Below are 20,381 nucleotides of genomic sequence, written 5' to 3' on the forward strand. Positions count from 1 at the left end.
GGGCGAGGGGGACGGTGTGACGGGCACTGACCGGGCCGGGAGCGGCGGAGCCGGCGGGCCGCGCGGTGCGGGGGAGCCAGGTGGCCGGCCGCTGCTGCTCGGCGTACGCCACCACGGGCCGGGGTCGGCCCGGGCGGTGCGGGCCGCGCTGGACGCGGTGCGGCCGGGGGTGGTGCTGGTCGAGGGGCCGCCGGAGGCCGACGCCCTGATCCCGCTGGCCGCCGACGAGGACATGCGGCCGCCGGTCGCGCTCCTCGCCCACGCCGTGGACGAGCCCGGGCGCTCGGCGTTCTGGCCGATGGCCGAGTTCTCCCCGGAGTGGGTGGCCCTCCGCTGGGCCCTGGAGCACGACGTCCCGGCCCGCTTCATCGACCTCCCGGCCACGCACACGCTGGCATGGCGGGCGGCGGACGACCAGGAGGACGACCAGGACCCGGGCGGTCGGCCGGGCGCCGCGTCCCCCGACGTGCGGGGTGATCCGCTCGCCGCCCTCGCCGCGGCCGCCGGACACGACGACCCCGAGCGCTGGTGGGAGGACGTGATCGAGCACCGGGGCCCGGGGGAGGGGGACGTGCTCGCGCCGTTCACGGCGGTGGAGGAGGCCATGACGGCGCTGCGCGAGACCGACGACGGCGCGGATGACGGCGAGGTGGGCGGTCAGGAGGGCGGCGAGGAGAGCGGCGTGCGGGGTGCCGCCGACGCGCGGGACCTCGTGCGGGAGGCCCATATGCGGCTCCAGATCCGCGCGGCGCAGCGGGAGTTCGCCCAGGGGGTGGCCGTGGTCTGCGGGGCGTGGCACGTGCCCGCGCTGCGGCGCAGGCCGGCCGTCGCCGCCGACCGGGCCCTGGTGAAGGGGTTGCCCAGGACCAAGGTGGACATGACCTGGGTGCCCTGGACCCATCGCAGACTGTCCCGGGCGGATGGCTACGGGGCGGGCATCGAGTCGCCGGGCTGGTACGGGCACCTGTTCGCCGCGGCCGACCGGCCCGTCGAGCGATGGCTGACCAAGGTGGCCGGACTGCTGCGGGAAGAAGACAGGATCGTCTCCCCGGCACACGTCATCGAGGCGGCGCGGCTGGCCGAAACGCTCGCGGTGATCCGTGGACGCCCGCTGCCCGGGCTGAGCGAGACGACGGAGGCCGTGCGGGCGGTGATGTGCGACGGCTCGGACGTGCCGCTGGCGCTGGTGCACGACCGCCTGGTGGTCGGTGACGTGCTGGGGGAGGTGCCGGCGGGGGCGCCCGCGGTGCCGTTGCAGCGGGACCTGGCCCGGATCCAGCGCCGCCTTCGGCTCAGGCCGGAGCCGGCCGAACGGGAGCTGGAGCTGGACCTGCGCAAGGAGACCGACGCCGGGCGCAGCAGACTGCTGCACCGGCTGCGGCTGCTCGGCGTCTGCTGGGGAGCGCCGGTCGCCTCGCGCAGCACGGGCACGTTCCGGGAGACGTGGCGGCTGCGCTGGGAGCCGGAGCTGTCGGTGCGGGTCGCCGAGGCCGGGGTGTGGGGCACGACCGTGCTGTCCGCCGCGACCGCCCGGGCCGAGGCGGACGCCGTCACCGCGCGGGGCCTCGCCGAGGTCACCGCGCTCGCCGAACGCTGCCTGCTGGCCGAACTGCCGGACGCGCTCTCGCCGGTGATGCGGATCCTCGCCGACCGGGCCGCCCTCGACACGGACGTCGGCCACCTCGCCCAGGCGCTACCCGCTCTGGTCCGTTCGTTGCGCTACGGCGATGTCCGCGGCACGGACACCGGCGCCTTGGCCGAGGTCGCCGCGGGGCTCGCCGAGCGCGTCTTCGTCGGCCTGCCCGCGGCCTGCACCGCACTGGACGCCGAAGCGGCCGAGGAGATGCGCGGGCACGTGGACGCCGTGCACACAGCCGTGGGCCTGCTCGGCGACGCCCCCGCGCCGGGCCACGGCGACCTGGGGTCCCGCTGGCGGGCCGTGCTGAGGACCCTCTCCGCGCGGGACGCCGTGCCGGGCATCGTCCGCGGGCGTGCCGTACGGCTCCTGCTGGACGACGGCGGGCTGGCGCCGGACGAGGCCGCGCGGCTCATGGGCCGGATGCTGTCCCCGGGGACGCCACCGTCGGACGCGGCGGCCTGGATCGAGGGCTTCGTCGGCGGCGGCTCCGGCGGCGGCATGCTCCTCCTGCACGACGACCGGCTGCTGGCCCTGGTCGACGCCTGGCTGACCGGCGTACCGGCGGACGCCTTCACGGACGTACTGCCCCTGCTGCGCCGCACCTTCTCCGCCTTCGAGCCGGGAGTGCGCCGCAGCCTCGGCGAGCTGGTCAGGCGCGGACCGGAGGCACGGGGGAGCGTGACGACGACCGGCGCCGGCATACCGGGCTTCGCGACCGCCCTCGACACCGAGCGGGCCGACGCGGTGCTGCCGGTGATCCGACTGCTGCTGGGCCGCGATTCGGCACCGGACGACAACGACCTGGTGGGGGCGGACACATGACTGGAACCGTGACAGGACCCACGGCGGGACGGACGACCGGATCCGTGACAGGACACCTGCCGGGACACCTGCCGGGGCACCTGACCGGACACCGGGGCGGGCCCACGGAGGGAGACCTGGCGGCGACGGGGCCGGAGGGGGCGGACGCCGCACAGGAGCGGCTGCGACGGTGGCGTCTCGTACTCGGCGGCGACTCGGCCGACGGCACGGGCCACGCGCTCCGCGGACGGGACGCCGCGATGGACGGAGCACTCACCTCCCTCTACGGAAAGGGGGACACCCCACGGCCGGGCCGGGACCGTGCGGCGGGGCTCGGGGCGTCCGCACCGGCCGTGGCCCGCTGGTTGGGGGACATCCGGACCTACTTCCCCTCCTCCGTCGTCCAGGTCATGCAGCGGGACGCCATCGACCGGCTCGGGCTCGCCACCCTCCTGCTGGAGCCGGAGATGCTGGAGGCCGTGGAGGCCGACGTGCACCTCGTCGGCACCCTGCTGTCCCTGAACAAGGCGATGCCGGAGACGACGAAGGAGACGGCGCGGGCCGTCGTGCGCAAGGTCGTCGACGACCTGGAGAAGCGACTCGCCACCCGTGCCCGTGCCACCCTGACCGGCGCGCTGGACCGAGGCGCCCGCACCGGCCGGCCCCGCCACCACGACATCGACTGGAACCGCACGATCGCGGCCAACCTCAAGCACTACCTCCCGGAGCACCGCACGATCGTGCCGGAGCGGCTCGTCGGGTACGGGCGGGCGTCCCGTTCGGTGAAGAAGGAGGTCGTCCTCTGCGTCGACCAGTCCGGGTCGATGGCGGCGTCCGTCGTGTACGCCTCCGTGTTCGGCGCGGTGCTGGCGTCCATGCGCTCGGTGGACACCCGGTTCGTCGTCTTCGACACCTCGGTCGTCGACCTGACCGACCAGCTCGACGACCCGGTCGACGTGCTCTTCGGCACGCGACTCGGCGGCGGCACGGACATCAACCGCGCGCTGGCGTACTGCCAGTCGCGGATCACCCGGCCCGCGGAGACGGTGGTCGTGCTGATCAGCGACCTGTACGAGGGCGGCATACGCGACGAGATGCTCAAGCGGGTCGCGTCGATGCAGGCGGCCGGGGTGCGCTTCGTGACGCTGCTGGCCCTGTCCGACGAGGGGACGCCCGCCTACGACCGGGAACACGCGGCGGCCCTCGCGGCGCTCGACGCACCGGCCTTCGCCTGCACCCCCGACCTCTTCCCGGAGGTGATGGCGGCGGCGATCGAGAGGCGGCCCCTGCCGATACCGGACGCCGGGTGACGACTTGTCGATCCGGGGGTGACCCGTTTCCCACGGGCAAAACGGATATGACGGCCCATCGGCGCCGCCGGGCTTGCGCAACCTCCGGACCTCCGTGCGAGTATCGCGCGGCGCGTCGATGCGTTGTTCGACGCGCGCCCGTTCCGCCGCACGGGAGGAAGCTCCCCCTCTTGATCTGGTCAGCAGTCCTGCCCGGTGCCGCTCTGCGCGTCCTGCGCACAGCGGCCGGGCGGCGTGCGCTGCACGTGGCTCTGCTGGTGGGCGGGTTGTTCGTACTCGGGCTGCTCTGTGGCGGGCGGGCGCAGGCGGCCGACGAGGAGCCGGGGACTCCGCAGGGCGCGCTCGGCCGGGTCCTCGACGTCTCCGCGCGGGCCCGGAGCCCGCTGGACGCCGGATCCGTCCAGGACGCCGAAGCGGTGTCGGGGGCGGGCTCCCGTGCGTTGCTCCCGGACCTCCGTCCCGTCACCGAGGAGGCCGCCCGGACCGTCGAGGACCAGGTCGTGCGACCGGTCGGTGACGTGCTGGAAACGATGACCGAGGCAGTCGTCCTCCCCGATCCGTCCGGCCCGGCGGACCCGGCGGACCCGGCGGGCCCGGCGGGCCCGGCGGACCAGACGGACGTGACGGAGCCGTCGGACCCGGTCGACGTGCCGGACCTCACCGAAGTACTGGACCTCACCGAAGTGCCGGGCCTCACGGGGACGACCGACCCGAGCGACCTTTCCGGTCGTTCACGGTCGGCCGTCCCCAACCCGCGGGTCGAGCCCGCGCGGACGGTGGCGGACGCCTCCGATACCGCGGACCCGTCCGATACCGGCGGAGTCCGAGCCGCCGAGGACCGAGCCACCGAGGGCGCCGGAAGCCCGGCTCGCGCCGTCGGGTACGGGCCGGAGTCCGGAGACGGACCGGCGCCCGCCGTGCACACCCGCGGTCACCGGAGCGGCACCGCGCACCCCGGATACGCTCCCGCCCACCCCGCGCCCACCGGCGATCCCGACGGAACGCTCGGCACCGCGTCCGGCGCCGACCAGGGCACGCCGCGCCACGGGGAGACCCGCGCGGTCGCCCCGCAGCACCGGCTCACGTTCCGGCTCGTCCCCGGCGCGTCCGAGCGGGCCGACGCGGCCGGGCTCCGGGAGTCGTACCGGGACGTCCCCGTCTCCCCCGCGTAGAACGGCCGGCTTCCCTGCGGCGCACCGCCCCCCACGCCACAGCTGTCGACACCGGCCCCAACTGTCACCAAACAACCGCAGCCACCGCAGCTACCGCAGCCGCCGAAACAGCCGCCACAGCCGCAACCGCCACAGCCGTCTGCGCCGGACCGAGCCGAGCCGGGCCGACCGGGCGACCGGGTCGACCGGGCGACCGGGCGGACCGGGCGACCGGGTCGAGATGCCCGCTGCTCGCCGTCCCGACGCCCCGCGTCCTGGCGGACCCCCACGATCAGGCACCCACGATCAGGCACCCACGATCAGGCACCCACGATCAGGCACCCACGATCGGGCACCCCGCCCCGGCGCGCCGGACACCCCGGCCGGTATCCGGGCCAGGCACCGGGCACCGGGCACCAGGTACCCGCAGCCCGTGGCCCGGTTCCCGCGGCAGGCACGGACCCCGCGGGGTGGCAGGCCCCGGACGGCCGAAAGCCGTCGGCCTCCGTCCGGCCGAAACCCCGCGGTCCGGGCGGGCCGGTCCCCATTGGGGTGGGGATCGGTCCGCCCGCCCCCGGCGCACCGCACCCGTGCGGCCGCCGGGGAGCCCCACGGGCCTCACCGGGTCAACCCCAGCCCGGTGAGGCCCTTCACCCGGTGAGCGGCGCACCCCGCCCACGGTTCACATCCGGCACCGGGTGCCAGTGAGCGCGGCATCATGTGACAGGCATCACCGCTCAGGTGTGACCCACGATTTAGAGACCCCCCGCAAGCGGCGATAACCTGCGAGACGGACATGCCGCGCGCTCGGACACCGTGTGCGCCCCCCTTGTGACTCACAGCGGACGTCACGTTGCCCTCGCGGCACGCCCACGCATCCAACGAACCGCGAGATCACTGATAGGGACGGAAGCGCGTGGACCTGTTCGAGTACCAGGCGAGGGACCTCTTCGCCAAGCACGATGTACCGGTGCTGGCCGGTGAAGTCATCGACACGCCTGAGGCGGCGCGCGAGATCACCGAGCGTCTGGGCGGCAAGTCCGTCGTCAAGGCCCAGGTGAAGGTCGGTGGCCGCGGCAAGGCCGGTGGCGTGAAGCTGGCGGCCTCGGCGGACGAGGCCGTCGCCCGCGCGACGGACATCCTCGGCATGGACATCAAGGGCCACACGGTCCACAAGGTGATGATCGCCGAGACCGCCCCCGAGATCGTCGAGGAGTACTACGTCTCCTTCCTCCTCGACCGTGCCAACCGCACCTTCCTCTCCATCGCCTCCGTCGAGGGCGGCATGGAGATCGAGGAGGTGGCGGCCACCCGCCCGGAGGCCGTCGCCAAGACCCCGATCGACGCGATCGACGGCGTGACGCCCGAGAAGGCGCGCGAGATCGTCGAGGCCGCGAAGTTCCCGGCCGAGGTCGCCGACAAGGTCGCCGACATCCTGGTCAAGCTGTGGGACACCTTCATCAAGGAGGACGCCCTCCTGGTCGAGGTCAACCCGCTGGCCAAGGTCGTCTCCGGCGACGTCATCGCCCTCGACGGCAAGGTGTCGCTGGACGACAACGCCGAGTTCCGTCACCCCGACTTCGAGGCGCTCCACGACAAGGCCGCGGCCAACCCGCTGGAGGCCGCCGCCAAGGAGAAGAACCTCAACTACGTCAAGCTCGACGGCGAGGTCGGCATCATCGGCAACGGCGCGGGTCTCGTCATGAGCACCCTGGACGTCGTCGCCTACGCCGGTGAGGCGCACGGCAACGTCAAGCCCGCCAACTTCCTGGACATCGGTGGCGGCGCCTCCGCCCAGGTCATGGCGAACGGCCTGGAGATCATCCTCGGCGACCCGGACGTCCGCTCCGTGTTCGTCAACGTCTTCGGCGGCATCACCGCCTGCGACGAGGTCGCCAACGGCATCGTCCAGGCGCTGAAGCTCCTGGAGGACCGCGGCGAGAAGGTCGAGAAGCCGCTCGTCGTCCGCCTCGACGGCAACAACGCCGAGCTGGGCCGCAAGATCCTCACCGACGCCAACCACCCGCTGGTCCAGCGCGTCGACACCATGGACGGCGCGGCCGACAAGGCCGCCGAGCTGGCTCACGCCGCCGCCAAGTAAGCACTCAGGACGAGGACACCAACACACCATGGCTATCTGGCTCAACAAGGACAGCAAGGTCATCGTCCAGGGCATGACCGGTGCCACCGGCATGAAGCACACCAAGCTCATGCTGGGTGACGGCACCGAGGTCGTGGGCGGCGTGAACCCGCGCAAGGCGGGCACCACCGTGGACTTCGACGGCACCGAGGTACCGGTCTTCGGCACCGTCAAGGAGGCCATCGAGAAGACCGGCGCCAACGTCTCCGTCATCTTCGTGCCGGAGAAGTTCACCAAGGACGCCGTCGTCGAGGCCATCGACGCCGAGATCCCGCTGGCCGTCGTCATCACCGAGGGCATCGCCGTGCACGACTCGGCCGCCTTCTGGTCGTACGCCGGCAAGAAGGGCAACAAGACCCGGATCATCGGCCCGAACTGCCCCGGCATCATCACCCCGGGCCAGTCCAACGTCGGCATCATCCCGGGCGACATCACCAAGCCGGGCCGCATCGGTCTGGTCTCGAAGTCCGGCACGCTGACGTACCAGATGATGTACGAGCTGCGTGACATCGGCTTCTCGACCGCCGTCGGCATCGGTGGCGACCCGATCATCGGCACCACGCACATCGACGCGCTCGCCGCGTTCGAGGCCGACCCCGAGACCGACCTGATCGTCATGATCGGCGAGATCGGCGGCGACGCCGAGGAGCGTGCGGCGGAGTACATCTCGAAGAACGTGACCAAGCCGGTCGTCGGCTACGTCGCGGGCTTCACCGCGCCCGAGGGCAAGACCATGGGCCACGCCGGCGCCATCGTCTCCGGTTCGTCCGGCACCGCCCAGGCGAAGAAGGAGGCCCTGGAGGCCGCCGGCGTCAAGGTCGGCAAGACGCCGACCGAGACGGCGAAGCTCGCCCGCGCCATCCTGGCCGGCTGACACCGCCTCGCACGAAGGCCCGGCGCCCGCGCCGCACCGAGTGGCCCGCCCCCTGTTTCCGGGGGGCGGGCCACTCGGCCTTCCGGGCGCCGCCCCGGCTCATTCGAGTGTCGGGCTCAGCCGCTCCGGCCCGTCCTGCAACTGGTCCCGCAGCTTCTGCCGCAGCTCCAGCTCCTCGTCCGACAGCGCCCCCGGTGCCACCCGGTGCGGCACCCCGCGCACCGCCTGCCCCGGGGACACCGGCGGTTCGTAGTGCGTGGGCGCGGTGCGCAGGGTCAGGGCCGTGGTCCCGACGAGGGCGATGGTGAACGCGATCGCGGCCCGGGTGCGCAACCGTGCCCGGCGTTCGCCGCCCCTGCGTACGGTCGGCGGCTCGGCCGCCCGCAGCCGCTCGTTCGACGCCAGCTCGGCCAGCCTCCGGTGCAGCACGTGCGGGTCGGCCAGCGCGGGCAGCCGGCCGGCGACGGCCTCGCGGGCGTACAGCAGCCGGTGCGCCGCCGCCACGGTGCTCGCCTCCGTCTCCGCCGCCGTCTCGGGCAGGTCCAGGCCCACACCGTCGTACAGCACGAGCGTGCGGCGGTGTCGCGGGGGGAGCCTGAGCAGGGTGTTCAGCAGGGTGCGGTCGCCGGGGTCGGCGGGCGGCGGCTCCGGGTGCCGGTGACGCGGGCGCAGCCGCTGCCAGGGAGAGAGCGCGTACTCGTACGCCGTCGCCCGCACCCAGCCCACCGGGTCCCGGTCGCGGGCCACCTCGGGCCAGCGCTCCCAGGCGGTTTGGAAGGCCCGCTCCACCGACTCGCGCGCCTGCTCGCGCCGGCCGGTCAGCAGGAAGGTCTGCCGTACGAGGGCGGGGGCGCTGAACGCGTAGAGCGCGTCGAAGGCCTGAGCGGGCGTCAGCGCGACGGGCTCGGGCCGGGGCTCGGGGCCAGTCTCCGGCGCCGGTTCCGGTGCGGCCTCCTCTTTGTCCTCCCGTTCCCCTTCCCGTTCCCGTTCCCGTTCCTGCTCCTGCTCCCGTTCCTGCTCCCGCTCCCCTTCCCGTTCCTGCTTCGCCTGGCGTGTCGTCTCCTCCTCGGCCAGCGTCTTCAGCAGCTTCGCGTACGCCTCCCGCTTCCGGCCTCGCGGAGTCGTACGGCCGCTCTCCCACGCACGGACCGTGCCGGGGGTGACACCCAGCCGTGTCGCGAGCTGAGTCTGTGTCAGTGCGGCGGTCTCACGCAGGCGTCGGCGTGCCTTGGGGGCTGGGAGTGGGGTTGCGGGGCGGCGTGTCACGAGGCACCCCTTCGTACGAAAAAGTACATAAACATATATTGAGCGACACAACGGGGCTTCGCCCGTTACGCCGGGAAAGCGCGTGTCGTTGGGAGCATGGCGGGCGTGATCCAGACGACCGCTCGCCCCTCCCCGCTCTCCCTGCTGCGCGCCAGGTGGCGGGACCGGTCGCCCGGGCTGGCCGCCGGCCTGCTGGGCGGCGTGGTCGCCGCGGTGCTGGGGCTGGCGGCGTGCGCCGCACTTGTGACGCTGCTGTGGATCAGTTCGCCCTACCCCGACAGCGGACCCGGGGGTGCCCTCCACGTCGCCGCCGCGCTGTGGGTGCTGGCGCACGGGGCCGAACTGGTGCGTGCCGACACGCTCTCCGGAACGCCCGCGCCCGTCGGCGTCACCCCGCTGCTCTTCCTCCTCCTGCCGGTGTGGCTGCTGCACCGCGCCGCCCGGGACGCCACGGACCCCGGGGACGGTGTGGGCGTGGCCGTGGGCTCGGCTCCCAAGGCGGGGGCCGGGGTGCGCCCCGCGTGGCTGGCGGCCGCCCCGGACGCCGGGCCGCCGCCCGTCTCCGCGCGCGTGGCCTGGACGGGGGTCGTCCTCGGCTACCTCGCCGTCGCCGGGCCCGTCGTCCTGTACGCGCAGGGCGGCGCGCTGCGGCCCTCCGTGTGGTGGGCGGCGGTGTGCCTGCCGCTGGTCGCCATGGGAGCGGCGGGCGCCGGTGTGTGGACGGCGTTCGGCCGGCCGGGCGGGCCCGTGGGACGGGCGCTGCGGGTGCTGCCGCGGAAGCTGCGGGAGCTGATGGTGGAGCCGGACGCGCGCCTGGGCGCCGCGACGCGCGCCGCGGGCGCCGGTGCGGCGGTGCTCGTCGGAGGCGGCGCGCTGCTGCTCGCGGTGTCGCTCGTCTGGCACTGGGCCGCCGCGGGGGAGGCGTTCCTGCGGCTGACGGAGGGGTGGTCGGGGCGGTTCGCCGTACTGCTGCTGTGTCTGACGCTGGTGCCGAACGCGGCGGTGTGGGCGGCGGTGTACGCCCTCGGTCCCGGCTTCGTGCTCGGGGCCGGGCACGTCGTGGCGCCCACCGCCTCCGCTCCCGCGGCGCTGCTGCCGCCGTTCCCGCTGCTGGCGGCGGTACCGGACGCCGGACCGGGTACGCCGCTGCACTGGGCGGCCGGGGCGGTGCCGTTGGCGGCGGGGGCGGTGGTGGGGTGGTTCACCGCGCGGGCGGCCACCGCGGGTGAGCCGGGTGATCTTGGTGAGCGGGGGGCCGGTACGGCCGCCGGGGCGTGGTCGTGGCGGCGGACCGCCGCCGCCGCGGTCGTGGCCGCCGTGCTGTGCGCGGTCCTCGTCGCCCTGCTGGCCGCGTTCGCCGGTGGCCCGCTCGGGAGTGCCGCGCTCGCCAGGTTCGGGCCGGTGTGGTGGCAGGCCGGGGGAGCGACGCTGGCGTGGATCGCGGTGGTGGCGGTCCCGGTGGCCGTGGTGGCGCGGGCATGGCGGGGGCGGAGCGCCGCCGCGCGGGAGGCGGTGGGAGAGGCGGCGGCCGGGGCCGACGAGGTGTCCGGCGGAGGGGGACGCCGGCGCCGGTGGGTGCGGGTCCCGGTGCCGTCCGTGGGGCGGTGGCGGAGGCGGGAGGCGCGGGGTGCGAAGGACGGGGCGGGGGCGGATGGGGACGCGGACGCGGTGCCGTTCGGGCTGTACGACGACGGTGGGGGCGCGTATGACCTTCTGCCGGCCGACGGGCCCGGGGAGTCGCCTCGGTGACGGAGAGGCCGGTCTCCCCCGGAGAGGGCACCCTCCACGGGCTGTGGTGTGCGCGTCCGGCGCCAGGAAAAGGGGAGGTCAGTCCGCCGAGCCCAGCAGCGGGCGCAGTTGCTCCGGCAGGTGGCGCTCGCAGGACTGCTGCCCCGCGCGGGTCAGGGCGTCCTCGCGGCAGGTGTAGTAGTCGCTGTAGATCAGCTGGACGCCGAAGGACGCGGCGACCAGGAGGATGGCTAGCGACGACGTGACCAGGCCGCTGATCGCGGCGGTGCGCTGCGGGCGGCCCGTCTGCTCCGGGGGCGGCGCCGGGGTGTCCGGGTCGGAGGCGGCCCGGGGCTTGGCGCGCAGCGAGCTGATGCCCCAGTACAGGGCCAGGGCGCCGAGCAGCAGGGCCACGTACGGCCAGGTGAAGAGGGCGAAGAAGAGGGCCCACATGCCGCTCAGCAGGGCGTAGCGGGCACGTCGCTGGGCGGGATCCGTCGGGTCCCAGCGCGGGCCCGGGCCGCCGCTCGGGCCCTCGGGGCCGCCCGCACCGCCGGGCCGCTCGCCGAAGCCGCCGGGGGACCGGCCGGGCTGCCGGTCGCTCCACCGGCCGCCCCACGGGGAGCGCCCGCCCTCGCCCTCGCCCTGGGAGTCGCCGTCGCCCGACGGGTGCCGCGGCTGCCAGGGGCGGTCCGGCGTGCCCTCCGGGGGCGGCGCGAAGGGGTTGTCCTGGTCGGTGGAGCCGTCCTGCCCGCCGCTGTTCCTCCGGTCCGAGGGGGTGTCGGGCGGTGACGAGGGGCGCTCACGCAGCAACACGCTGCTGCGCTCCCCTGGCTGCGCCGACTGCTGGGGGAGCGTGAGCAGTCGCAGGCTGCGGTCCGGCATCAACTGAGCGTCTTCCCCTTGGCGACGGTGAACGGGCGGCTGGTGGAACCGTGAGCCGGTGGGACGGGCGAACGGTCCGTACGTCTGGTGAACGCCCGACGCACAGGCCGCGTTCCCGCCCCGGCTCCACGCAGACGCTACCTTCCGGCCACGCCCCCGTCCCGAGGGGGCCGTCCGGTGTGCCGGTATCGTTGCTGACGGTCGGCCGCTTCGTAGACTTCCCCGTATCCCGGGGCGCGAAGCATTCGTACGACCGTACAAACAGATCCGCTTCTCCGAGAAAGGCCCCACCGTGGCCGCCAAGCCCGTGGACCGGCGAGCCAAGCGCCTCGTCGTGCTGGTCTCCGGATCCGGCACCAACCTCCAGGCACTCCTCGACGAGATCGCCGCCACCGGCGCCGACGCCTACGGCGCCGAGATCGTCGCCGTCGGCGCCGACCGCGACGGCATCGAGGGGCTCGCCCGCGCCGAGCGTGCCGGGGTGGCGACCTTCGTCCGCAAGGTCGGGGACTACGGGACCCGCGAGGAGTGGGACGCGGCGCTCGCCGAGGCCGTCGCGGCCCACGAGCCGGACCTCGTGGTCTCGGCCGGGTTCATGAAGATCGTGGGGAAGGAGTTCCTCGCGCGGTTCGGCGGGCGGTTCGTCAACACCCACCCCGCCCTCCTCCCCAGCTTCCCGGGGGCCCACGGGGTGCGGGACGCGCTCGCGTACGGCGCCAGGGTCACCGGCTGCACCGTCCACTTCGTCGACGACGGCGTCGACACCGGGCCGATCATCGCGCAGGGCGTGGTGGAGGTCCGGGACGAGGACTACGAAGACGAAGGTGCCGCTCTGCACGAGCGCATCAAGGAAGTCGAGCGAAGGCTGCTCGTCGATGTCGTGGGGCGGCTCGCCCGCAACGGCTATCGCATTGAGGGACGAAAGGTAGTTATCCAGTGACCGCCACCGCCACCGCCACCGCCACCGCCACCGCCGGGAGCGACAAGCGGGCCATCCGCCGCGCACTCGTCAGCGTCTACGACAAGACCGGGCTCGAAGAGCTCGCGCGCGGGCTGCACGAGGCCGGCGTCGAGCTGGTCTCCACCGGGTCGACCGCCGGGCGGATCGCCGCCGCCGGTGTCCCCGTCACCAAGGTCGAGGAGCTGACCGGCTTCCCCGAGTGCCTGGACGGCCGGGTCAAGACCCTGCACCCCAAGGTGCACGCCGGCATCCTCGCCGACCTGCGCCTGGACAGCCACCGGCAGCAGCTCGACGAGCTGGGCGTGGCCCCGTTCGACCTGGTCGTGGTGAACCTCTACCCGTTCCGCGAGACGGTTGCCTCGGGCGCCACGGCCGACGAGTGCGTCGAGCAGATCGACATCGGCGGCCCCTCCATGGTGCGCGCGGCCGCCAAGAACCACCCCTCCGTCGCGGTCGTCACCAGCCCGTCCCGGTACGCCGACGTGCTCTCCGCGGTCAAGGACGGCGGCTTCGACCTGGCCGCCCGCAAGCGCCTGGCCGCCGAGGCCTTCCGGCACACCGCGGAGTACGACATCGCCGTGTCCTCCTGGTTCGCCTCGTCCTACGCGCCCGCCGACGACTCGGCGTTCCCGGAGTACCTCGCCACCAGCCTGGAGCGCGCGCACACCCTGCGCTACGGCGAGAACCCGCACCAGCCCGCCGCCCTCTACACCGCCGGCACGGGGGGCCTGGCCGCGGCCGAGCAGCTGCACGGCAAGGAGATGTCGTTCAACAACTACACGGACACGGACGCCGCCCGCCGTGCCGCGTACGACCACGCCGAGCCCTGTGTCGCGATCATCAAGCACGCCAACCCGTGCGGCATCGCGGTCGGCGCGGACGTCGCCGAGGCGCACCGCAAGGCGCACGCCTGCGACCCGCTGTCCGCGTACGGCGGCGTGATCGCGGTCAACCGCCCGGTCTCCAAGGAGATGGCCGAGCAGGTCGCCGAGATCTTCACCGAGGTCATCGTCGCGCCGGACTACGAGGACGGCGCCCTCGAAGCCCTCACCAAGAAGAAGAACATCCGCGTCCTGCGCTGCCCCGACGGCCCGGCGCACCCCGTCGACGTCAAGCCCATCGACGGCGGCGCCCTCCTCCAGGTCACCGACCGGCTCCAGGCCGAGGGCGATGCTCCCGCCACCTGGACCCTGGCCGCCGGTGAGGCCCTGTCCGAGGCGGAGCTGGCCGAGCTGGCCTTCGCCTGGAAGGCCTGCCGGGCCGTCAAGTCCAACGCCATCCTGCTCGCCAAGGACGGCGCCTCGGTCGGCGTCGGCATGGGCCAGGTCAACCGCGTCGACTCCGCGAAGCTCGCGGTGGAGCGGGCGGGCGCCGAGCGTGCGCAGGGGGCGTACGCCGCCTCCGACGCGTTCTTCCCCTTCCCGGACGGCCTGGAGATCCTCACCGCGGCCGGTGTGAAGGCCGTGGTCCAGCCCGGCGGCTCGGTCCGCGACGAGCAGGTCGTCGAGGCGGCCGAGAAGGCCGGCGTGACGATGTACTTCACGGGGACGCGGCACTTCTTCCACTGACGTCCGGTTCCCCGTCCACTGATCCGGCTCCCCTGACGTCCGGACCGTGAAACGGCGGCCCCCGGTCCCCTCCGCGGAGGGAACCGGGGGCCGCCGTCGTGGTGGCCGGTGAGCGGATCAGCAGGGGCGCAGCGACCAGATCGGGTCCCAGGTCGCGGTGCCCGCCTGGTAGGCCGTCGACGTCCAGCGGACGCTGCCGTCCCTGTTGAAGAACTTGGCGACCGTGCCCCGCGTCTGGTTGTTGGTGAACGGGCCGTCGCCGGTCCAGTTGGTCAGGTTCCACGTCTGGCACTTGTAGAAGTCGAACTTCGTGCCGTTGACGACCATGCACAGGTGGCCGTAGTCGCAGGCCAGGTCCTGGGCGCCCCTGGTCACGGGCGCGTCCGTCACGGTCAGCCCCTCGTACTCGACCGCGTCGGCGGTCACGCGCAGGGGCTTCGGGGTGTCGGCCAGCACATGGCCGGCCTTCTGCTGGAGTCCGGTCACCCGGGTGCCGCCCGGGCTGTCGGCGGCGGTCGCCGCGACCGTGGACCCGGCGGCCAGGGCCGTGGCCGCGAGGAGGAGTACTGCGGGCTTGACGATCTTCATGGTCTTTCCCCCGTGAACGTCGTGTCCTACCGGTCGTGGTGGTCGGACCGGTACAGCCGCCGAGGCGGTGTGCTCACACCGTGCCGCCGAACGCCCGCCGTGCGGTACCTCGCAACTCCCAGGGTCACGTCCCGCCCCGGGGCGTGTACTCCTTGAGGTGGTGAGCGACGCGGTCGGCGTAGTCGCGGTACTTCGGGGGAACCCCGCCCGCGTCGTTCACCTTCCGGTACGACGTCCGGTAGGCGACGGCGACCAGCACGCTGCGGTCGCCCGGCAGGCCGGCGTCGAGGCGGGGCGTGATCCAGCACAGGTAGCGGCCCATCGCCGGAACGGACTCGGCGGGCGGGAACGGCGGTCGGGGCACGGTCTCGCCCGGCGTGCCGTCCTCGTTCATCCACCAGCGCAGCACGCTCGGGGTCCAACGGGCGATGCCGTACTCGTCCTTGGCCGGGTCGGCGAGGTCCGGGTCGAAGTCGCTCTCCACCTTCAGCATGGCGGCGATCAGGGCCGCGCTGACCTCCTGGTGCCCGCAGTCGTGCGCCGTCTCCACGATCAGCAGGCGGTAGGCGGGCGGCACGTCCCGGTCGGTGCGCAGTTCGGCCGCGCCGTAGGAGGCGGCGGCGACACCCGCGGTGCCGCCGGGGCCCGGGCCCGCGACGGGGTCCCGGCCGTCGCCGGCCCAGTGGGCGACGCCGTAACCGAGCGCGGCGAGCAGGACCAGGCCCGCGGTCGCGGCGGCCAGGACCCTGCGCCGGGGGCGTGCGCGGGCCCGGAGCGAGAACCTCGCCGGGCCGCTCGCGCCCTCCGTCGCGCCCGTCACCCGGCGCAGCAGGGCGTCGGTGCCGATCCGGTCGGCGTGCGTACGGGTCAGGCACGCCCGCACGATCTCCCCCCACGCCGGTGGCAGTTCGGGGGACAGGCGCAGCTCGTGGGTGCCGCGGGCGTAGGCGACGGCGGCGTCGCGGCGGGCCGTCGGGGTGCCGCCGGGCAGCGGGAAGGAACCCGTGAGCACCAGGTGGGCCAGGACGCCGAAGGCCCACACGTCGGCGGAGGGGCGGATCCGGCGGCCCCGTTCGCCGATCTCGGACCACAGCAGCTCGGGCGGGGTGTAGTCGGGGGTGGAGAAGGCGGGCGTGTACGCGTGGGTGCCCTCCAGCTCGGCGGCCATGTTGAAGTCGGCGAGCCGCACCGAACCGTCCGCCATCAGCAGCACGTTGGCCGGTTTCAGGTCGCCGTGCACCCAGCCCGCGCGGTGCAACTGCTGCAACCCCTCGCAGACCTGCGCGAGCAGCGCGGGCCCGGTCCGCGGTCGGGGCGCGGCGGCGAGCAGGGCGGAAAGGGAACCCCGGGCCCGCTCCAGGACGAGGACGGTGGCGCCGTCGAGCCGGGGGTGGGCGGGGTCGTCGACGGTGAGGGTCTCGTACATCCGGATCAGCCGGGGCCGCCGCAGCCGGCGCAGCAACTCGACCTCACGCTCCACCAGATCCCGCAGGTGGGACAGCTGCCGCGGGGTGCCGGTGCCGGTGGGCAGGAATTTCAGGGCGACGGTCTCGGGGAAGTCCCGGACCGGCCCGCCCGCGCCGGGTCGGCTCGCGCGGCGCCCCGCGCTGTCCCCGCCCGTGTGGTCCGGGCCGCCCGTGTGGTCCGGGCCGTCCGTGTGGTCCGGGCCGTCCGTGTGGTCCGGGCCGTCCGTGTCGTCCCGGCCCGAGTGGGCCGTGCCGGTGGGAGCGCGGCTCGGGTCGCGCGTGCCGGTGCCGTGAGCGGGGTCGGTGATGCCCCGGCCGGTGCCGTCCCGGCCGGCGCCGACGGTCTCGGCCCCGCTGGGCCGGCTCGGATCGTGCCCCGGGCCGTCCCCGGCCGGCCGCGGTGGGGAGGCCTCCGGGGCCTCGTCCTCGCGGGTGCGCCGTGCCGCGTACACGCTGCCGAAGGCGCCGGTCGCAAGGGGCTCGCGCACCTCCCAGGCGCCCACCCGGTACCCCCTGGGCACCGGGACGGCGTACGGCTCGGTCATCGCAGCGCCCGTCCGGACGGTGCCGCGAGGACCACCAGGTCGTCCTCGCGGACCAGGTCGAAGCGGAGCGCCAGCGAGACCAGCGACTCCTTCTTGCCGTTCAGCCGCGGGCCCGGCTCGGCGGTCTCCGGGCCCGGCTTCAGCCGCAGCTTCACGGCGAGGTAGTCGATGTTCCACTGCACCGACGTACGCGAGGCGGCCGGCCAGGCCGGGCGGAGCCGCTCGACGACCTGGTCCGTGGTGGGCAGCGGCGCGTGCGGCGCCCCGCGCAGCCTGGGCTCGCACAGCGCGGCCAGCACCGCGAAGTACCGCTTGGTGCGGTCGACGGAGAAGGCCGGGGCGGTCGGCTCGCCGTCGGTGCCGTCCTCCTCGCGCAGGTAGTCGTGGCGCGGGGCCCACACCTCGACCGGCAGCAGGTCGCCGGCGGCGGGCAGCACGATCCGCGAGAACTCGAACGGCACCGGCGCGTCGAGGCGGCCCGGCGCCACCTTGATGTGCTCGCCCGCGCCCTCCGGGTTCTCCACCACGTAGGTCTGGTGGGCGGAGAGGTTGCTCAGGGTCCAGAAGGTGCCGTGCGCCGCGATCTCACCGGCTCTGCGGGACACCCCGTCGTGACCGATCCGCAGTCCGCCCTCGGGCACGGACCGCCCGAAGGCGAGCCGTTCGCCGGGCGCGAGCCGGTACTGGGTGCGGGCGGGTCCGTCCTCCGTGGTCGGCGGAGGTACCACGATGATGCTGTACAAGGTGCGTCTCCCCGTGCCTGACGGCTACCCACGCCAGACTAGGGCGACGCACCGGGGCCGTGCCCCCCTCGTACGGGTGAGACACGGCCCCTGACGGTGATTGGCGCGAACTGTTCAGTCGCCGGTACGCGCTTTGGCACTCGCTCCGGTACTCAGTAGCGGGGACGCTTGTACCAGGCCGAGCCGTTCGAGTTCCCGACGAACACGGCGACCAGGATGGCGAGCACCGTGTGGACCAGGCCCACGACGATGAACGGGTACAGGCCGAGGATCGCGGTGATGATGGCGAAGACCATGGTCGCTATGCGGACGCCGTTGCCGCCGCTGCCGACCTTGATCGCCAGTACGAGCGCGATCACGCCCCACACCAGCGCGAACGCCACGAGACCCCACAGCATGCCGGACGAGTAGTCGGCCAGCTGCTGGAAGGCGGCGTCGTCCTTGAGCTGATCGTCGTTCTTCGCGGCGTTCACGCTCGCGGCGCTGATGGCGAACAGGGCCACGCCGACGAGCTGGAGGCCGAAGATGACCCACAGCATGACGCGGGCCGCGCTGACAGAGCCGGGCATCGAGGTCGGGGCGGCCGGGTAGCCGTAGCCGGCCGGCGCCGGGGGCGCCTGGGGGTAGCCGTAGCCGGGCTGGCCCTGGGGCTGCTGCTGCGGGTAGCCGTAGTTCGGCTGCTGGCCGCCCTGCGGCGGGCCGTAGGGGTTGTTCGGATCGCCGAAACTCATGGCAGGACTTCCTCCGTTGCGGTCAAGTGCGGGGACGACGCGCGGCTCGACTCGGAGGAGATTCTTCTCGAGCGGTTCGTCCCCCCGGTACGGCCCCGCGGCACTGTGCGGATAATCGTTCTTGACCGAACTCTTACTTGTCCAGCCCGTTCGCAAGGCGTTGTGCAAGCGCAACAACATCGATCATGAGCGGATAGGGCGGGACGTGTCCCGTGGTGTCCCGAAGGTTCCCCGGGCGGTGCCCGCAGGGCGACCTGATTGGAACCGGGGGCCGGTCATCCGCGAGGATGGGGGCATGACCGCCCAGATTCTCGATGGCAAGGCCACCGCAGCCGCGATCAAGTCCGAACTGACCGCCCGCGTGGCGGCGCTGAAGGAGAGGGGTGTCACACCGGGCCTCGGCACCGTCCTGGTCGGTGACGATCCAGGAAGCCAGAAGTACGTCGCCGGCAAGCACCGCGACTGCGCCCAGGTGGGCATCGCCTCCATCCAGCGCGAACTTCCGGCCACGGCCACGCAGGAGGAGATCGAGGCGGTCGTCCGCGAGCTGAACGAGGACCCGGCCTGCACCGGCTACATCGTCCAGCTGCCGCTGCCCAGGGGCATCGACGAGAACCGCATCCTCGAACTGATGGACCCGGACAAGGACGCCGACGGCCTGCACCCGATGAACCTGGGCCGCCTCGTGCTGAACGAGCCGGCGCCGCTGCCCTGCACCCCCAACGGCATCCTCACCCTGCTGCGCCGCTACGGCGTCGAGATCAAGGGCGCCGAGGTCGTGGTCGTCGGCCGCGGCGTCACCATCGGCCGCCCGATGCCGCTGCTGCTCACCCGGCGCAGCGAGAACGCCACCGTCACCCAGTGCCACACCGGCACCCGTGACCTGGCCGCCCACCTCAAGCGGGCGGACATCGTCATCGCCGCGGCCGGTTCCCCGCACCTGGTCCGCCCCGAGGACGTCAAGCCCGGCGCGGCCGTCCTCGACGTCGGCGTCTCCCGCAACGCCGAGGGCAAGATCATGGGCGATGTGCACCCCGGCGTGGCCGAAGTGGCCGCCTGGATCTCCCCGAACCCCGGCGGCGTCGGCCCGATGACCCGGGCCCAGCTGCTCGTCAACGTGGTGGAGGCGGCGGAGCGCAGTGCCGGCTGAGGACACCGGGGCCGGGCGTCCTGGCAGCGCACGGGCCACGGAGGACAAGGGGGCGGCGGGGCCGTCGGGGACATCGGGAACGGGGGCCTCGGAGGGCTCGGGGAGGTCGGGGACCTCGGAGAGGACCGGTGGCCCGGTGGCCCCGCCGGCTCCCGTGGGCCCGGACGCCGGGGGCCCGGACCCCGGGGACCCGGACGGCATCACCGTCCGCGACCCCGTCAGCGCTCCCGACGCCGACGGGCGGCCGCGACGCGTCACGCGCCGGTTCCCGCTCTTCACCCGCGACACCGCCCGCCCCGAGGGCGGCGGCCGGGCCGCGAGCGGTGACGCCCCGGCGCCCGCCCGGCAGTGGCCGGTGCTCACGGTGGTGCTGGTGGTCGGGCTCGGCCTGCTGCTGACCGCCCTGGGCGTCTTCCGCTGGGGGACGCTGCTGATCGGGGCCGCGCTGCTCGCGGGCGCCGCGCTGCGCTGGGTGGTGCCCGACGTCGGCATGCTCGCCGTGCGCTCGCGCTTCACGGACATCGCGACCTACGGGGTGTTCGGGCTCTCCATCGCCCTGCTGTCGCTGATGGCCCAGCCGGACCCGGTGCTGGAGATCCCGTTCCTCAAGGACACCCTGCACTTCACGGTCAGCTAGCGGCGCGTACGACGGCCCGTCCTCACCCCCGTGGAAGGACGGGCCGCCGTGACACCCACCCTCCTGCACGGCGAACGCGCTGTTCAACGCCTGTCAGGGCGCTGTGGCACGGAAGTGACCGTTCCGCTACTCCGCTACGCGAGCCGTTCCCGGGGGTTTGGTGCCGGGCACGCGAACGCCGATGGGACACTGGACCCC

Annotated in this window: 16 protein-coding genes; 10 read left to right on the top strand and 6 right to left on the bottom strand. The window is 74.1% G+C overall.

The window, feature by feature from the left end:
• The first annotated feature begins 16 nt into the window (after positions 1–16).
• The 5 genes from IE94_RS0101850 to sucD all read left to right on the top strand — a co-directional run bounded on the left by IE94_RS0101850 (position 17) and on the right by sucD (position 7,915).
• Positions 17–2,461, top strand: coding sequence for a DUF5682 family protein (locus tag IE94_RS0101850; RefSeq protein ID WP_030145556.1), 2,445 nt, complete (start codon positions 17–19; stop codon positions 2,459–2,461).
• An 80-nt stretch (positions 2,462–2,541) separates the two neighbouring features.
• Positions 2,542–3,750, top strand: a complete 1,209-nt coding sequence (locus IE94_RS0101855; protein ID WP_425337950.1) for a VWA domain-containing protein — start codon at positions 2,542–2,544, stop codon at positions 3,748–3,750.
• Between the two features lie 170 nt (positions 3,751–3,920).
• The gene (locus IE94_RS0101860; protein WP_030145558.1) at positions 3,921–4,922 is read left to right on the top strand and encodes a hypothetical protein; all 1,002 of its coding nucleotides are present in this window, start codon (positions 3,921–3,923) and stop codon (positions 4,920–4,922) included.
• Between the two features lie 895 nt (positions 4,923–5,817).
• The gene (gene sucC, locus IE94_RS0101865; RefSeq protein ID WP_030145559.1) at positions 5,818–7,002 is read left to right on the top strand and encodes an ADP-forming succinate--CoA ligase subunit beta; all 1,185 of its coding nucleotides are present in this window, start codon (positions 5,818–5,820) and stop codon (positions 7,000–7,002) included.
• A 28-nt stretch (positions 7,003–7,030) separates the two neighbouring features.
• Positions 7,031–7,915 (top strand): succinate--CoA ligase subunit alpha, encoded by an 885-nt coding sequence (gene sucD, locus IE94_RS0101870; protein ID WP_030145560.1) that lies wholly within the window; start codon positions 7,031–7,033, stop codon positions 7,913–7,915.
• A 99-nt stretch (positions 7,916–8,014) separates the two neighbouring features.
• On the opposite strand, the gene IE94_RS0101875 is transcribed toward sucD, so the two are convergent.
• Positions 8,015–9,181, bottom strand: coding sequence for a helix-turn-helix domain-containing protein (locus IE94_RS0101875; protein ID WP_030145561.1), 1,167 nt, complete (start codon positions 9,179–9,181; stop codon positions 8,015–8,017).
• Positions 9,182–9,277: 96 nt separating this feature from the next.
• Between IE94_RS0101875 and IE94_RS0101880 the strand changes: the two genes are divergently transcribed.
• The gene (locus tag IE94_RS0101880; RefSeq protein WP_030145562.1) at positions 9,278–10,930 is read left to right on the top strand and encodes a cell division protein PerM; all 1,653 of its coding nucleotides are present in this window, start codon (positions 9,278–9,280) and stop codon (positions 10,928–10,930) included.
• Positions 10,931–11,008: 78 nt separating this feature from the next.
• On the opposite strand, the gene IE94_RS0101885 is transcribed toward IE94_RS0101880, so the two are convergent.
• Entirely contained in the window at positions 11,009–11,794 is a 786-nt protein-coding gene (locus tag IE94_RS0101885) for a hypothetical protein (RefSeq protein WP_030145563.1), read from the bottom strand.
• 292 nt (positions 11,795–12,086) lie between these two features.
• On the opposite strand from IE94_RS0101885, the gene purN reads away from it, so the two are divergent.
• Positions 12,087–12,734 carry a phosphoribosylglycinamide formyltransferase gene (purN, locus tag IE94_RS0101890; protein WP_030145564.1) on the top strand — a complete coding sequence of 216 codons (648 nt, stop codon included), beginning with the start codon at positions 12,087–12,089 and terminating at the stop codon, positions 12,732–12,734.
• The gene (purH, locus tag IE94_RS0101895; protein WP_030145565.1) at positions 12,731–14,323 is read left to right on the top strand and encodes a bifunctional phosphoribosylaminoimidazolecarboxamide formyltransferase/IMP cyclohydrolase; all 1,593 of its coding nucleotides are present in this window, start codon (positions 12,731–12,733) and stop codon (positions 14,321–14,323) included. Before purN ends, purH begins: the two co-directional genes overlap by 4 nt.
• A gap of 117 nt (positions 14,324–14,440) precedes the next feature.
• Here purH and IE94_RS0101900 read toward each other — a convergent pair whose 3' ends face one another.
• From IE94_RS0101900 to IE94_RS0101915, 4 genes are all read right to left on the bottom strand, one after another.
• Positions 14,441–14,911, bottom strand: a complete 471-nt coding sequence (locus IE94_RS0101900; protein ID WP_030145566.1) for a hypothetical protein — start codon at positions 14,909–14,911, stop codon at positions 14,441–14,443.
• Between the two features lie 124 nt (positions 14,912–15,035).
• Entirely contained in the window at positions 15,036–16,922 is a 1,887-nt protein-coding gene (locus tag IE94_RS0101905) for a protein kinase domain-containing protein (protein WP_030145567.1), read from the bottom strand.
• Positions 16,919–17,665 (bottom strand): FHA domain-containing protein, encoded by a 747-nt coding sequence (locus IE94_RS0101910; protein WP_030145568.1) that lies wholly within the window; start codon positions 17,663–17,665, stop codon positions 16,919–16,921. The genes IE94_RS0101905 and IE94_RS0101910 overlap by 4 nt, the downstream gene beginning before the upstream one ends.
• A 152-nt stretch (positions 17,666–17,817) precedes the next feature.
• The gene (locus IE94_RS0101915; protein WP_030145569.1) at positions 17,818–18,396 is read right to left on the bottom strand and encodes a hypothetical protein; all 579 of its coding nucleotides are present in this window, start codon (positions 18,394–18,396) and stop codon (positions 17,818–17,820) included.
• Between the two features lie 295 nt (positions 18,397–18,691).
• Between IE94_RS0101915 and IE94_RS0101920 the strand changes: the two genes are divergently transcribed.
• Both IE94_RS0101920 and IE94_RS0101925 read left to right on the top strand, forming a co-directional pair.
• A complete protein-coding gene (locus IE94_RS0101920; protein ID WP_003974148.1) occupies positions 18,692–19,546 on the top strand; it encodes a bifunctional methylenetetrahydrofolate dehydrogenase/methenyltetrahydrofolate cyclohydrolase in 855 nt (284 codons plus the stop codon).
• A gap of 154 nt (positions 19,547–19,700) precedes the next feature.
• Positions 19,701–20,183, top strand: coding sequence for a DUF3017 domain-containing protein (locus tag IE94_RS0101925; protein ID WP_245235166.1), 483 nt, complete (start codon positions 19,701–19,703; stop codon positions 20,181–20,183).
• The last annotated feature ends 198 nt before the right edge of the window (positions 20,184–20,381 follow it).

The sequence above is a fragment of the Streptomyces violaceorubidus genome (genome assembly GCF_000717995.1).
Classification (GTDB): Bacteria; Actinomycetota; Actinomycetes; order Streptomycetales; family Streptomycetaceae; genus Streptomyces; species Streptomyces violaceorubidus.

What these genes read in the sequence shown, in the direction of transcription:
- IE94_RS0101905 (WP_030145567.1), bottom strand. Translation starts at nt 16,922, where the DNA reads ATGACCGAGCCGTACGCCGTCCCGGTGCCCAGGGGGTACCGGGTGGGC.
- IE94_RS0101900 (WP_030145566.1), bottom strand. Translation starts at nt 14,911, where the DNA reads ATGAAGATCGTCAAGCCCGCAGTACTCCTCCTCGCGGCCACGGCCCTG.
- IE94_RS0101915 (WP_030145569.1), bottom strand. Translation starts at nt 18,396, where the DNA reads ATGAGTTTCGGCGATCCGAACAACCCCTACGGCCCGCCGCAGGGCGGC.
- IE94_RS0101885 (WP_030145563.1), bottom strand. Translation starts at nt 11,794, where the DNA reads ATGCCGGACCGCAGCCTGCGACTGCTCACGCTCCCCCAGCAGTCGGCG.
- sucD (WP_030145560.1), top strand. Translation starts at nt 7,031, where the DNA reads ATGGCTATCTGGCTCAACAAGGACAGCAAGGTCATCGTCCAGGGCATG.
- IE94_RS0101880 (WP_030145562.1), top strand. Translation starts at nt 9,278, where the DNA reads ATGGCGGGCGTGATCCAGACGACCGCTCGCCCCTCCCCGCTCTCCCTG.
- IE94_RS0101920 (WP_003974148.1), top strand. Translation starts at nt 18,692, where the DNA reads ATGACCGCCCAGATTCTCGATGGCAAGGCCACCGCAGCCGCGATCAAG.